Source organism: Arthrobacter sp. TJ-58 (assembly GCF_058269295.1).
Genome location: NZ_JBZCNM010000002.1, coordinates 447736 through 462167, shown reverse-complemented (window position 1 = coordinate 462167; position 14432 = coordinate 447736). Strand labels below are relative to the sequence as shown.

The window sequence follows — 14432 nt, the reverse complement described above, 5'->3', positions numbered from 1 at the left end:
GTCCTACTGTCCTTCCTGGTTCGCGGCACCAAAAAAGCGGCGCAGCAGTTCGGCGGTTTCCGCCGGCTTTTCGGCGGGGAGCAGATGGGCGGCATCCCCGACGACGGCGCTGGCACCGTTGGGGGTGCGCTCGGCAATGAACTCCGCGAACGACGGCGGGGTGACCGCATCCTGCCCGCCCGCCAGTGCGAGCAGGGGCAGGGTGATGTCGCCGAGCCTGCCGCGGACATCGAATTCGGCCAGGGCTTCGCAGCAAAAGGCATAGGAGAACCGGTCTGCGTCCTGGAGGGAGTGCAAAAGCGCAGCGGAGGCGGCTGGCTCCCGATCGATGAAACCGGGGGCGAACCACCGCTCGGCGGAACCCGTCAGGACCGCTGGGGTGCCCTGGTTTCGGACCGTTTCGGCGCGCCCGGCCCAGCCGTCAGCATCGCCGATCTTGGCGCCGGAGCACAGGATCGCCAGCCCCTCGAAGTCGGCGGAGTGGTCCAGCCCCAGCTGCAGTCCCACGGCCCCGCCCAGAGAGACTCCGGCGTAGTACACGCTTTGCTGTTCAGTGATGTCACCGCCGGCACGTGCTCCGGCAACCAGCACGGCAACACTGTCGGACAGGTCGGCCACGCTGAACGGTTCGGCTGCCGCGGGGCTGAGGCCGTGTCCGGGAAGGTCCCAGGCAATCACAGTGAATGGTTCCAGCGCAGTTGCGGCCGCTGACCACAGTGCCGCGGCGGAGGTGCCCAGTGAGGGACCGGCGATCAGGACCGGAGCAAGCGGGCCGGCGGTGCTGAGCAGGCGGGCCTTGAGGACGGGCTGACTCACCGGGAGCTCCTTACAGGGGCGGCGACGGGGTAGGCGGCGAGAATTCGGTCAATCAGGGCTGCGGCCTCACCGACGTAGTTGGCGGGATTCAACTGTGCGGCAAGCTCGGCATCGGACAGCATCTCGGCCGGCACTGCCTTCCTGAGCAGTGCAGCCAGTGAATCGCCGGTGGTCTGGGAGGCGGTGACGAAGGCTTGCATACGGGCCTTGCCGCTGCCTGGTCCGGCTTCTTCCAGCAGCGGCGCGACTGTGGCCATGAGCCGTTCGCTGACCACCAGCGGCCCGGCCGCGGCCAGGTTCTCCCGCAGTGCGTCGGTGTTTACAGTGAGGCCTTCCGTCAATTCCGCCAGCTTCCCGGCTGCCCCCGAGGCCAGCCGCAGCAGGGAACGCAGCGCCTGCCACTCCGCGTGCCAGGAGCCGCCGGGACGCTCGTCGTCGGCCGCTCCGGCTGCTGTCTGGAGCTGCACGCCGAAGCCCGGCCCCGCCAGCGCGGCACTGCGGATGAGCACGGACAACACCGGGTTCCGTTTTTGCGGCATGGCCGAGGACCCCCCGCGGCCGGCCGCCCGGGGCTCGGACACCTCTCCCACCTCGGGCCTGCTCATCAGCAGGACGTCATTGGCGATCTTGCCGGCAGCCGCCAGCAGGTCCTGCAGGGCGGCACCGACTGCGGTGACGGGCAGCCGGTTTCCCTGCCAGGGCGCGGGTGGCGCAGCCAGTCCCAGCCGGACGGCAAGCTCGTCGGCAAGCTCCAGCGGTGCGGCTGCTGATCCGCCGGCGTCCACAGCAGTGCGCAGGGCGGCGAGTGTGCCGGACGCGCCTCCCCACTGCAGCGGCAGGCGGGCGGCTGCGGCTTCGAGGGCTTCGGCCGCCTGTCCCATCCCCTGCAGCCACTGGGCGGCGCGGAGGCCGAAGGTAGTTGGCAGCGAATGCTGGGTGAGCGTGCGGGCCACGCAAAGGGTGCTGCGGTGCTCCGCGGCGAGTCCGGCCAGAGCGGACATGGCTCGCCGCGCATCACCGAGGATGCCGTCCAGTGACTCCGCTGTGATCAGCATCAGCGCAGTGTCCAGGATGTCCTGGCTGGTGGCAGCAGTGTGCACTGCCTCCGCCGCTGCCGGGGAGGTTTGCCGCACCTGAGCTCGAAGATCTGCGAGAAGGGGGATCACCGGGTTGCCTCCGCCGGCGGACCGGGCGGCCAGGGATGCGGGGTCGTACAGTTCCGCGCGGCAGGAGGGGGCCGCGTCGTCGGGCAGCCGCGGCTCAATCACACCTGCGCCGGCCAGGACCCGCAGCCATTCCAGTTCTACATCCAGCGCTGCCTGGATGATCCGGCGGTCACCGGTTTGAGCTGCGCCGGCGGTACCTGCCCACACCGGTGACAGCAGCCCATAGTCTGCGGCGTCCGTCACGTCTGCTGATGCGGCCATCGTCTAGGCTCCGGGGAAGGTAAGGAAAACGGTTTCGTTTTCGCCCTGCAGGAAGATGTCGAACCGCAGCCCGCCGTCGGTTTCCCGTTCGGCAATAAGGCTGTTGCGGCGCTCCCGGGGCAGGGATGAGAGCAGCCGGTCCCCCGCCAGCGCCTGCTCGTCCTCCGGGAGGTAAATGCGGGTGTGCAGCTTGTTGGTTAACCCGCGGCCAAAGACCAGCAGCGAAATAAAGGGTGCCGCCCCTTCCTCAACGGCACCGGGATTCACGGTGGTAAAGGTGTAGTTTCCTGCTCCGTCGACGGCGGTGCGTCCCCATCCGGTGAAGGTGTAGCCGTCGCGCACCAGGGAACCGGCTTCCCGGGAAACAGTGCCGGCGGAGTCCGCCTGCCAGATCTCCAGGAGGACGTCCGGAATTGGTTCCCCGGCGCCGTCGCGCACCGTGCCGTGCAGGCGGATGGACCCGGGCAGGCCGGGGGCCAGCAGCTGGTTGTCCCGGTCAAAGGGCAGCGCGTACCCGTAGAACGGACCGACGGTCTGGGCCGGGGTCGGCTGGAGTTTCTGCTCGGGCGTCACTCTGCGTCCTCGTCTTCCATCCAGGTGCGGTTGCTGCCGCTGAGCACAATGTCCCAGGTGTAGCCGGTGGCCCATTCATGGGCTGTCACGTTGTGGTCGTAGGTCGCAATGAGTGCCTCCCGGGCCCTGGCATCGGTGATCGTCTGATAAATCGGATCCAGTGCAAAGAGAGGATCGCCGGGGAAGTACATCTGGGTCACCAGGCGCTGCGTGAAATCCGTGCCGAAGAGCGAAAAATGGATGTGGGCCGGCCGCCAGGCGTTGTAGTGGTTCTTCCAGGGATACGGTCCGGGCTTGATGGTGGTGAACTCATAGCTGCCGTCCTCGCCGGTGAGGCAGCGCCCGACGCCGGTGAAGTTAGGGTCGATCGGTGCGGGGTGCTGATCCCGTTTGTGAATGTACCGGCCGGCTGAGTTGGCCTGCCAGATCTCCACCAGCTGGTTGCGCACGGGGCGCCCGGCGCCGTCGAGGACGCGGCCCTTCACGATGATGCGCTCCCCCAGCGGTTCTCCGTTGTGTGCGACGGTGAGGTCGCTTTCCAGGGGATGGACGTCCTGGTGGCCGAATGCAGGGGACCACAGTTCAACGGACTCGGGATCGGCATGGTGCAGGTCCTTGGTGGGGTGGCGAAGGATCGAGCTGCGGTACGGGGCAAAGTCCCGCCGCGGCTGGGTCTCCGGCGGCAACCCGTCTTCCAGGCCCTTGCGGTAGGCGGAGTGAATCTCACGGATTTCCGACGAAATTTCATCTTGGGAAGCCTGGGCGGCATCCGGCCCCTCGATAACGCGGCTGTCCTGGAACAGGCCTTCATCCATTTCCATGGTTCTCCCTTGCTGGTGATCCCTGCCCTGCTGCGCCGCCGCCCGGCATTGCGTGGTTGAGATCACCCTACCCACTTGTTCGCCATGTGTACAGATGTTCACTATCCGAACAGGATGTGGCACGGGAGGAACTCCCGGAACGCAAAAGGTCCCGCACCAAACGGTGCGGGACCTTTCCTTACTGCAGCAGGCAGGGAAGCCGGCGGCAGCGTTGCGGGTTAGCGGAAGTCGCTGCCCATGTCGTAGTCATCCAGCGGGATGGCGTGGAACTCGGGGCTCAGGCCGCCGTCCACTCCGGCGTAGTCGAAGTCGCTGAAGGCGCTGGGGCCGGTGAACAGATTGGCCTTTGCTTCTTCGGTCGGCTCGACAGTGACCTCGGTGTAACGGGGCAGGCCCGTTCCGGCCGGGATCAGCTTACCGATGATGACGTTTTCCTTGAGGCCGAGCAGCGGATCGCTCTTGCCTTCCATGGCCGCCTGCGTCAGGACGCGGGTGGTTTCCTGGAAGGAAGCAGCGGACAGCCAGGACTCGGTTGCCAGCGACGCCTTGGTGATACCCATGAGCTCGGGACGGCCGGAAGCCGGTCGCTTGCCCTCGGAAACCACGCGGCGGTTCTCGTTCTCGAAGCGGCGGCGCTCGGCCAGCTCACCCGGGAGCAGGTCCGAATCGCCGGACTCGATCACGGTTACGCGGCGCAGCATCTGCCGGACGATGACTTCCACGTGCTTGTCGTGGATGCCTACACCCTGGCTGCGGTACACGCGCTGGACTTCGTCCACCAGGAATTCCTGTGCCTTGCGCGGGCCGAGGATACGGAGGATCTGCTTGGGATCCACCGCACCGAAGACCAGCTGCTGGCCAACCTCAACGTGATCGCCGTCGGCAACCAGCAGGCGGGCACGGCGCAGGACCGGGTACGCAATTTCTTCCGAGCCGTCATCGGGAGTGACAACCAGACGCATCTGGCGGTCGGACTCTTCGATGGTGACCCGGCCCGCGGTCTCGGAGATCGGAGCAACACCCTTAGGGGTACGTGCTTCGAAGAGCTCCTGGATACGGGGCAGACCCTGGGTGATATCTTCCGCGGAAGCAACACCACCGGTGTGGAAGGTACGCATGGTCAGCTGGGTACCCGGCTCACCAATGGACTGTGCGGCGATGATGCCCACGGCCTCGCCGATGTCCACGGTCTTACCCGTGGCCAGGGAGCGGCCGTAGCACAGTGCGCAGGTACCGACGGCGGACTCACAGGTGAGTACGGAGCGGACCTTGATGTCTGTGACACCGGCTTCGAACAGCTTTGCGATGAGGACGTCGCCCACGTCGTCGCCGCCCTTGGCCAGGACATTGCCCTGGGGGTCGACGACGTCGGTGGCCAGCGTACGGGCGTACGCCGAGTTCTCGACCTCTTCGTGCAGCTGCAGCTCACCGTTGGAGTCCGGAACCGCGATGGTCACGTTCAGGCCGCGCTCGGTGCCGCAGTCTTCCTCGCGGACAATAACGTCCTGGGAAACGTCCACCAGACGACGGGTCAGGTAACCCGAGTTGGCGGTACGCAGAGCGGTATCGGCAAGACCCTTACGGGCACCGTGGGTGGCGATGAAGTACTCCAGCACCGACAGGCCCTCGCGGTACGAGGACTTGATCGGGCGGGGGATGATCTCACCCTTAGGGTTGGCCACCAGGCCACGGATACCGGCAATCTGGCGAACCTGCAGCCAGTTACCACGGGCACCGGAAGACACCATGCGGTTGATGTTGTTTTCCTTGGGCATGTTCGCACGCATGGCCGCAGCAACTTCGTTCGTTGCCTTGTTCCAAATGTCGATGAGCTCCTGGCGGCGCTCGTCTTCGGCGATCAGGCCCTTGCCGTACTGGCTTTCAACCTTGGCGGCCTGTGCTTCGTAAACCTCCATGATGGCGGGCTTATCGATCGGCGCAGAGATGTCCGAGATGGCAACGGTAACGCCCGAGCGGGTGGCCCAGTAGAAACCGGCGTCCTTCAGGTTATCCAGCGTTGCCGCCGTCATGACCTTCGGGTAGCGCTCTGCCAGGTCGTTCACGATGGTGGACAGCTGGCCCTTGTCTGCAACCTTCTCAACCCACGGGTAATCCGCCGGCAGGGTCTGGTTGAAGATGACCTGGCCGAGGGAGGTCTGGATGAGGGCGGGAGTGCCTTCTTCCCAGCCTTCCGGAGCCGGCCGGTCCGAGGAGGGGACAAAACCGTCCAGACGGATGCTGACCTGGGCATTCAGGTCCAGCTCGCCGAGGTCGAACGCCATCAGGGCTTCGGACACGGTGGAGAAGAACCGGCCCTCGCCTGCTGCGCCTTCCTTCTTGGTGGTGAGGTGGTGCAGGCCGATGATCATATCCTGCGAAGGCAGGGTCACCGGACGGCCGTCCGAGGGCTTCAGGATGTTGTTCGAGGACAGCATCAGGATGCGGGCCTCGGCCTGGGCCTCCGGGCTCAGCGGCAGGTGTACTGCCATCTGGTCACCGTCGAAGTCAGCGTTGAACGCACCGCAGACGAGCGGGTGCAGCTGAAGGGCCTTGCCCTCCACCAGCTGCGGCTCGAATGCCTGGATACCCAGGCGGTGCAGGGTGGGTGCACGGTTGAGCAGCACCGGGTGTTCGGTGATGATCTCTTCCAGGACATCCCACACCTGCGGGCGGAAACGCTCGACCATGCGCTTGGCGCTCTTGATGTTCTGTGCGTGGTTGAGGTCAACCAGGCGCTTCATCACGAACGGCTTGAAGAGCTCCAGGGCCATCTGCTTGGGCAGACCGCACTGGTGCAGCTTCAGCTGCGGGCCAACAACGATGACGGAACGGCCGGAGTAGTCAACGCGCTTACCCAGAAGGTTCTGGCGGAAACGACCCTGCTTGCCCTTGAGCATGTCAGAGAGCGACTTCAGCGGGCGGTTGCCCGGTCCGGTGACCGGACGGCCGCGGCGGCCGTTGTCGAACAGGGAGTCAACAGCTTCTTGGAGCATGCGCTTTTCGTTGTTCACGATGATCTCGGGGGCACCGAGATCCAGCAGGCGCTTCAGGCGGTTGTTGCGGTTGATGACGCGGCGGTACAGGTCGTTGAGGTCGGACGTCGCGAAACGGCCACCGTCGAGCTGAACCATCGGGCGCAGTTCCGGCGGGATGACCGGGACAGCGTCCAGGACCATGCCCAGCGGGCTGTTGGTGGTGGTCAGGAATGCGTTGACAACCTTCAGGCGCTTCAGGGCACGCGTCTTGCGCTGGCCCTTGCCGTTCTGGATGATGTCGCGCAGCAGCTCGGACTCAGCCTGCATGTCGAAGTCCTCAAGGCGCTGCTTGATGGCTTCGGCACCCATGGAGCCCTCGAAGTACAGGCCGTAGCGGTCCCGCAGTTCGCGGTACAGGCCTTCGTCGCCCTCCAGGTCGCCGACCTTGAGGTTCTTGAAGCGCTCCCAAACCTGCTCGAGGCGCTCAATGTTGTTGTCGGCGTCGCGGCGGACCTTGGCCATCTGGCGGTCGGCGGAGTCGCGGGCCTTCTTCTTGTCTGCTGCCTTGGCGCCTTCACCCTCAAGGCGAGCAATTTCGCCCTCAAGGTCCTTGGCAATGGCAGCAATGTCAGCGTCGCGCTGGTCGACGAGGTGCTTGCGCTCCAGGTCGTGCTCGGCCTGCAGGTTCGGAAGTTCCGCGTGGCGGTTTTCTTCGTCCACCGAGGTGATCATGTAGGCGGCGAAATAGATGACCTTTTCGAGGTCCTTCGGAGCCAGGTCCAGCAGGTAGCCCAGACGGGACGGGACACCCTTGAAGTACCAGATGTGGGTTACGGGAGCTGCAAGCTCAATGTGGCCCATGCGCTCGCGGCGCACCTTGGCACGGGTAACCTCGACGCCGCAGCGCTCACAGATGATGCCCTTGAAGCGCACTCGCTTGTACTTACCGCAGTAGCATTCCCAGTCGCGGGAAGGACCGAAGATCTTTTCGCAGAAAAGACCGTCCTTCTCCGGCTTCAGGGTTCGGTAGTTGATGGTTTCCGGCTTCTTGACTTCGCCGTAAGACCAGCCGCGGATTTCATCCGCAGTGGCAAGGCCGATTCGCATGAGGCCGAACGTGGAATCGTTGGACATGGGTCCCTGTTCTCTCTTGTTCTCTAAATCTGAATGTCTCGGGTACGGGAAGGGGCTGCCGGAGGCCGATCCGCTGACGCGGACCGGCCGGCTCGGCTAAACCTCTTCTACGGAGCTGGGCTCTGCGCGGGACAGATCGATACCCAGTTCTTCCGCGGCCCGGAAGACTTCTTCATCCGAGTCACGCATTTCAATCGTGTTGCCCTCGGTGGAGAGTACTTCCACATTCAGGCAGAGCGACTGCATTTCCTTGATGAGCACCTTGAAGGACTCGGGAACGCCCGGCTCCGGGATGTTCTCGCCCTTGACGATGGCTTCGTAAACCTTCACGCGGCCATGGATGTCATCGGACTTGATCGTGAGCAGTTCCTGCAGCGTGTAGGCGGCGCCGTACGCTTCCAGGGCCCAAACTTCCATTTCACCGAAGCGCTGGCCACCGAACTGTGCCTTACCACCCAGCGGCTGCTGCGTGATCATGGAGTACGGGCCGGTGGAGCGTGCATGGATCTTGTCATCAACAAGGTGGTGCAGCTTCAGGATGTACATGTAACCCACGGAGATGGGTTCCGGGAACGGCTGGCCGGAGCGGCCGTCGAACATCTTGGCCTTACCGGAAGCACCGATCAGGCGGTTGCCGTCACGGGTCACGTTGGTGGAATCCAGCAGGCCGGTGATCTCGTCCTCGCTGGCACCGTCGAACACCGGGGTGGCAACCGTGGTGGGACCGGACTCGCGCGGCAGTGCCGGCAGGTTCTTGACCCATTCCGGATTGCCGTCGATCTTCCAGCCCTGCTTGGCAGCCCAGCCCAGGTGGATTTCCAGAACCTGGCCCACGTTCATACGACCCGGAACACCCAGGGGGTTCAGGACGATGTCAACGGGGGTTCCGTCTTCCATGAACGGCATGTCTTCGATCGGAAGGATCTTGGAGATGACGCCCTTGTTGCCGTGGCGGCCGGCCAGCTTGTCGCCGTCCGTGATCTTGCGCTTGTGCGCCACGTAGACGCGCACCAGCTGGTTCACGCCCGGGGGCAGCTCGTCGTCGTTGTCGCGGTCGAAGATGCGGACACCGATGACCGTGCCGGACTCGCCGTGGGGAACCTTCAGGGAAGTGTCGCGGACTTCGCGGCTCTTCTCGCCGAAGATGGCGCGCAGCAGGCGCTCTTCCGGAGTCAGTTCCGTTTCACCCTTGGGGGTGACGCGGCCAACCAGGATGTCGCCGGCTTCAACCTCGGCACCGATGTGGATGATGCCGCGCTCGTCCAGCTGGGAGAGCACTTCCTCGGACACGTTCGGGATGTCACGGGTGATTTCCTCGGCACCAAGCTTGGTGTCGCGGGCATCAACTTCGTGCTCCTCGATGTGGATGGAGGTCAGGACATCGTCGGAGACCATGCGCTGCGAGAGGATGATGGCATCTTCGTAGTTGTGGCCTTCCCATGACATGAATGCCACGAGCAGGTTCTTACCCAGAGCCAGTTCACCCTGGTCCGTGGAGGGACCGTCGGCGATGATGCTGTTGACCTCGACGCGTGCGCCTTCGGAAACCAGTACCCGCTGGTTGTACGCGTTGCCCTGGTTGGAGCGTGCGAACTTCATGATCGGGTAGTTGGACTCGGTGCCGTCGTCGTTCATGACGGTAACGAGCTCAGCGGAGACCTCGGTGACAACACCGGGCTTGACGGCGGTAACGGAGTCACCGGCGTCAACGGCGGCGTACTTCTCCATGCCGGTACCCACAACGGGGCGCTCGGAACGGAGCAGCGGCACAGCCTGGCGCTGCATGTTCGCACCCATGAGGGCGCGGTTGGCGTCATCGTGTTCCAGGAACGGAATCAGGGCCGTAGCCACCGACACCATCTGGCGCGGGGAGACGTCCATGTACTCGACGCCTTCGGGCTCAACGAGAACGGGCTCGCCGGAACCGCCGCGGGCACGGACGAGGACGAGGTCCTCGGCAAAGTGCTGGTCTTCGCGCAGCGGAGCGTTTGCCTGGGCAATGGTGCGCTCAACTTCGTCATCAGCGGTCAGGTAATCAACCTGGTCGGTGACAACGCCGTCGATGACCTTGCGGTACGGGGTCTCGATGAAGCCGAACGCGTTGATCCGGGCGTAGGACGCCAGCGAACCGATCAGACCAATGTTCGGGCCTTCAGGGGTTTCGATGGGGCACATGCGGCCGTAGTGCGAGGGGTGGACGTCTCGGACTTCCATGCCTGCGCGGTCACGGGACAGACCACCCGGGCCCAGCGCGGACAGGCGGCGCTTGTGCGTCAGTCCGGCGAGCGGGTTGTTCTGGTCCATGAACTGCGAGAGCTGGGAGGTTCCGAAGAACTCCTTGATCGCTGCCACGACGGGGCGGATGTTGATCAGCGTCTGCGGCGTAATGGCCTCGACGTCCTGGGTGGTCATGCGCTCACGGACAACGCGCTCCATGCGGGACAGGCCCGTGCGGATCTGGTTCTCGATGAGCTCGCCCACGGCGCGGATGCGGCGGTTGCCGAAGTGGTCGATGTCATCGACCTCAACGCGGATGTCGACATCTTCGCCGTTGCGCTTGCCCGGAACGGTCTTTTCACCGGCGTGCAGGGCAACCAGGAACTTGATCATGGCGACGATGTCGTCATTGTTCAGGACCGAAGCATCGGAATCCGTCAGCGGCTTGTCGATGCCCAGCTTGCGGTTGATCTTGTAGCGGCCAACCTTGGCCAGGTCGTAGCGCTTGGGGTTGAAGTACAGGTTGTCCAGCAGAGTCTGGGCAGCTTCAACCGTGGGCGGCTCGCCCGGACGGAGCTTGCGGTAGATGTCCAGCAGGGCATCCTCGCGGGTTTCCGTCGGGTCCTTTTCCAGGGTGGCGCGAATGGAGTCGTATTCACCGAAGGTTTCCAGGATCTGGCCTTCGGTCCAGCCCAGTGCCTTCAGCAGCACGGTGACGGACTGCTTGCGCTTGCGGTCCAGGCGGACGCCCACCTGGTCGCGCTTGTCGATCTCCAGTTCGAACCATGCACCGCGGGAAGGAATGATCTTCGCGGTGTAGATGTCCTTGTCACTGGTCTTGTCGGCGGTGCGCTCGAAGTAGGCGCCCGGCGAACGGACCAGCTGGGAAACAACAACACGCTCGGTGCCGTTGATGACGAACGTTCCCTTGTCTGTCATGAGGGGGAAGTCGCCCATGAACACGGTCTGCTGCTTGATTTCACCCGTGTTGTTGTTCATGAATTCGGCTTTAACGTACAGAGGGGCCGAGTACGTGGCGTCCCGGTCCTTGCACTCCGCCATGGTGTACTTCGGGTCGGCGAACTCCGGCTCGGAGAAGCTCAGGGACATGGTGCCCTGGAAGTCTTCGATCGGGGAGATTTCCTCGAAGATGTCAGCCAGACCGGAAGTAGTGGCAATGCCCTGCTCCCCGGTCTGCTTTGCCTTTTCTACGCGCGCTTTCCAGCGCTCGTTGCCGACAAGCCAGTCAAAGCTGTCGGTCTGCAGGGCAAGAAGATTGGGAACGTCAAGCGGTTCGTGAATCTTTGCGAATGAAATCCGGGGAGCGATGTTCTCCGGGATGTTAGCGGTTGCATTATTAGAGGTGCTCGAGGCGACCAAGAGGGATCCTTCCACAGACCTTCAGGCGTGTTTCGCGCCTCCTTCTCTGCACTAACGGACCTGGTCCGTGTGCGTCCTTGCGTCCTGCCGGGCGCGCGAAACGCTGCCTGGCACAGGACAAAGCCCACCGCTATATGAAGGCTGAAGGTTAAGAGAGGGAAGCAAATATCCACTATAGGGCATTGTGGGCAGACAAGTCTACCCGGTCCCTTACCCTGCGTCATGCTCAACCCGCCGGTCTGCTCTGGATTGGATCTCCGGAACACCGTTCTTGCGGGGAACTACAGGCTACACCGGCGCACCGCTGACGCATCGGATACAGATACCTTACCGCACGATGACCCGATTCCGTGCGTCGGGGGTGCCCTGTGCATCACCGCGCTGTGACCCTGCTCTCCACGGGCCCGATTGCTTGGCGTACCCTTGTTCCAGCGCGGAGTGTGTGCCCGGTGCCACTCCCCCTTGCGGGACCGGCGTGCTTCGGGTTCGCCCTGCGGGAACAATCGCCGGAAAACCCGAGATTTCAACTATAGATTTCAACGACGAAAGTGAATTCCCAGCCATGAGCAACCGCCCATTCCAAGATGCCGCAGCCGGAACCGACGTGGTCATTGTCGGCGGTGCCCGCACCCCCCAGGGCCGGCTGAACGGCCAGCTGGCACCGTTCACAGCCGTTGAACTTGGCGCCTTTGCCATCACGGGCGCACTGGAAAGGGCCCGCGTCCGGGCAGAAGACGTCTCCGCCGTGATCATGGGCCACGTGGTCCAGGCAGGCTGCGGGCAGAACCCTGCGCGCCAGTCCTCCATCAAGGCGGGCATCGGCTGGGACGTACCCACAGTCACGGTAAACAAGGTCTGCCTCTCGGGCTTGGCCGCAGTGATCGATGCCGCCCGGCTCATCCGGGCCGGGGAAGCCACCGTGGTGGTGGCCGGCGGGCAGGAATCCATGACACGCGGGCCGCACCTGCTGCCCGGATCCCGCCAGGGCTGGAACTACGGCAACATCGCAGCCCTTGATGCGGTGGCACACGACGGCCTCACCGACGCCTTCGACAATGACTCCATGGGTGTCTCCACGGAACGCGGCAACACCAAGCTGGCGATCAAGCGGATCGAGCAGGATGAAGTCGCCGCCGCCTCGCACCGGAGGGCCGCAGCCGCCGTCGCAGCAGGCATTTTCGACGCCGAGATTGTGCCGGTGACAGTTCCCCAGCGCCGCGGGGAACCCCTTGTCCTTTCCTCGGATGAGGGCATCCGGCCCAATACGACCACTGAAACACTGGCGGGCCTGCGCCCGGCCTTCGACGCCGAAGGCACCATCACAGCCGGAAACTCCTCCCCCCTGTCCGACGGCGCTGCCGCGCTGATCCTCACCACCCGCACCTACGCAGAGGAGAACGGCCTGGAGGTGCTCGCCGTCGTCGGCGCGCCGGGACAGGTGGCCGGCCCCGACAACAGCCTGCATTCCCAGCCCTCCAACGCTGTTTTTGCCGCCCTTGAGCGGGCCGGCTGGAGCACGTCGGATCTGGACTTCATCGAGATTAACGAAGCTTTCGGAGCGGTTGCCGTGCAGTCCCTCAACGAGCTCGGCATGGATCTGGAGCAGTGCAACCTCTACGGCGGAGCAATTGCCCTCGGCCATCCCATCGGTGCCTCCGGAGCCAGGCTGGCACTGACCGCGGCCCTCGAGCTGCAGCGCCGCGGCTCCGGGAAGGCTGCCGTTGCCCTCTGCGGAGGCGGCGGACAGGGTGAAGCGCTGCTGCTGTTCCGCGACGAAGCCTAACCCCGCATCAAGTGGCCAGCGTAAGGGCTGCCGTCGCCGCCACCACGGTAACGACGGCGGCAGCCAGGCCGGCAGCAATAAACCGTCCCCCGCGGACTCTCACGCCGAGCGAACGCATGCGGTCATACCAGAGCAGCGTCGCAAGCGAGCCCCAGGGCGTCACAATAGCGCCAAGGTTCACGCCGACCAGCAGGGATGCCAGCCGGACGGGACTCTCAGCCCACGGCTCCAGGGCAAGATAAGCAGGCAGGTTGTTCACAGCATTCGAAGCGACTGCACCTGCGCCCGCCAGCTGCAGGAGGGCGCCGAAGTCCTCTCCGGACCCCACTGCCTGAGCAAGGAACCCGGTTAGTCCCTGCGCGTGGGCGGTCTGGACCAGGACGAACAGGCTGACAGAGAGAATAACCGGCTGCACCGGCAGAATGTCCAGCCTCAGGGCAGTGCGCTGCTTGGCCAGGAATCCTCCGGCGAGCACCAGTGCCGCCAGGCCGGCGGGGATCCATACGTCGATGCCGCTGACCAGCGCGGGCAGCAGCAGGCCCACCACCACCGTGCTCAGCACGAGCAGACCGCGGTCCGGCACCGGCACCGGGTCCTGCGGCGGCAGATAGCGTCCCCGCAGCTGCCGGCGGAAGACCAGCCACAGCAACAGGGCAGGAACCAGGATCCCGGCCAGCGCGGGAGCCCAGACAAGTCCGGCGTAGGCGACAGGATGGAGGTCCGCCCGCTGCTGGGCCAGGAGATTCGTCAGATTGGAAACGGGGAGCAGCAGGGAGGCGGTGTTAGCCAGCCACACTGTACTCACCGCAAAGATGATGGGCGGAATCCGCGCGGACCAGGCCAGGGAAATTACCAGCGGAGCAACGAGCACAACGGCCGTGTCCAGCGACAGAAAAACACTGGAAAGAACAGTCAGCGTAAGCACCAGCAGCCACAGGACAAAGTTGCGGCCGCGGCCGGCCCTCGAAATGAAGCGGGTGGCCACCCGGAACAGGCCGGCTGCATCTGCGAGGCAGCTGACGACGGTCGCTGCCGTAACGAACAGCAGGACCGGCCCTATCCGGTCCAGCAGCTCCCGGGCCTCTGACAGCGGCAGCGCGCCCGTCAGAATACAGGCAGCCGCGCTGGCAGCCAGAACCCACAGCAGCACCATCCGTGCCATAGACCCTGTTCCCTCCCCCGGCAGATTCTCCGAAGCACGCCGTCAGATCCGCATCAACCGGGTCCACAGTAGTAGCCTGCGCCAGCGCAGTGTGCATCCTCCGGACCGGCGGCTTCACGGCAGAAAGCCCGGACATGCAAAAAG

General features: G+C 64.5%; 8 protein-coding genes. 1 reads left to right on the top strand and 7 read right to left on the bottom strand.

Annotated features, from left to right (window positions below):
• Positions 1-3 precede the first annotated feature (3 nt).
• The 6 genes from AC4D2W_RS08340 to rpoB all read right to left on the bottom strand — a co-directional run bounded on the left by AC4D2W_RS08340 (position 4) and on the right by rpoB (position 11343).
• Positions 4-816 carry an alpha/beta fold hydrolase gene (locus tag AC4D2W_RS08340; RefSeq protein WP_490926446.1) on the bottom strand — a complete coding sequence of 271 codons (813 nt, stop codon included), beginning with the start codon at positions 814-816 and terminating at the stop codon, positions 4-6.
• On the bottom strand, positions 813-2243 hold the full coding sequence (locus AC4D2W_RS08335) for a lyase family protein (protein WP_490926445.1): 1431 nt from the start codon (positions 2241-2243) through the stop codon (positions 813-815). Before AC4D2W_RS08335 ends, AC4D2W_RS08340 begins: the two co-directional genes overlap by 4 nt.
• A gap of 3 nt (positions 2244-2246) precedes the next feature.
• Complete coding sequence (gene pcaG, locus AC4D2W_RS08330; RefSeq protein ID WP_490926444.1) at positions 2247-2816, bottom strand: protocatechuate 3,4-dioxygenase subunit alpha; 570 nt, start codon at positions 2814-2816, stop codon at positions 2247-2249.
• Positions 2813-3631, bottom strand: coding sequence for a protocatechuate 3,4-dioxygenase subunit beta (gene pcaH, locus AC4D2W_RS08325; RefSeq protein WP_490926820.1), 819 nt, complete (start codon positions 3629-3631; stop codon positions 2813-2815). The genes pcaG and pcaH overlap by 4 nt, the downstream gene beginning before the upstream one ends.
• Before the next feature lie 224 nt (positions 3632-3855).
• A complete protein-coding gene (locus AC4D2W_RS08320; RefSeq protein ID WP_490926443.1) occupies positions 3856-7746 on the bottom strand; it encodes a DNA-directed RNA polymerase subunit beta' in 3891 nt (1296 codons plus the stop codon).
• A gap of 96 nt (positions 7747-7842) precedes the next feature.
• The gene (gene rpoB / locus AC4D2W_RS08315; RefSeq protein WP_490926442.1) at positions 7843-11343 is read right to left on the bottom strand and encodes a DNA-directed RNA polymerase subunit beta; all 3501 of its coding nucleotides are present in this window, start codon (positions 11341-11343) and stop codon (positions 7843-7845) included.
• A gap of 562 nt (positions 11344-11905) precedes the next feature.
• Between rpoB and AC4D2W_RS08310 the strand changes: the two genes are divergently transcribed.
• Positions 11906-13126 (top strand): acetyl-CoA C-acetyltransferase, encoded by a 1221-nt coding sequence (locus tag AC4D2W_RS08310; RefSeq protein ID WP_490926441.1) that lies wholly within the window; start codon positions 11906-11908, stop codon positions 13124-13126.
• A 7-nt stretch (positions 13127-13133) separates the two neighbouring features.
• Here AC4D2W_RS08310 and AC4D2W_RS08305 read toward each other — a convergent pair whose 3' ends face one another.
• On the bottom strand, positions 13134-14288 hold the full coding sequence (locus tag AC4D2W_RS08305; RefSeq protein WP_490926440.1) for an ArsB/NhaD family transporter: 1155 nt from the start codon (positions 14286-14288) through the stop codon (positions 13134-13136).
• Positions 14289-14432: the final 144 nt, after the last annotated feature.

Excerpts from the sequence above, each read along its gene's own strand:
- AC4D2W_RS08310 (WP_490926441.1), top strand. The coding sequence starts at position 11,906 with ATGAGCAACCGCCCATTCCAAGATGCCGCAGCCGGAACCGACGTGGTC.
- AC4D2W_RS08320 (WP_490926443.1), bottom strand. The coding sequence starts at position 7,746 with ATGTCCAACGATTCCACGTTCGGCCTCATGCGAATCGGCCTTGCCACT.
- pcaH (WP_490926820.1), bottom strand. The coding sequence starts at position 3,631 with ATGGATGAAGGCCTGTTCCAGGACAGCCGCGTTATCGAGGGGCCGGAT.
- AC4D2W_RS08335 (WP_490926445.1), bottom strand. The coding sequence starts at position 2,243 with ATGGCCGCATCAGCAGACGTGACGGACGCCGCAGACTATGGGCTGCTG.
- AC4D2W_RS08305 (WP_490926440.1), bottom strand. The coding sequence starts at position 14,288 with ATGGCACGGATGGTGCTGCTGTGGGTTCTGGCTGCCAGCGCGGCTGCC.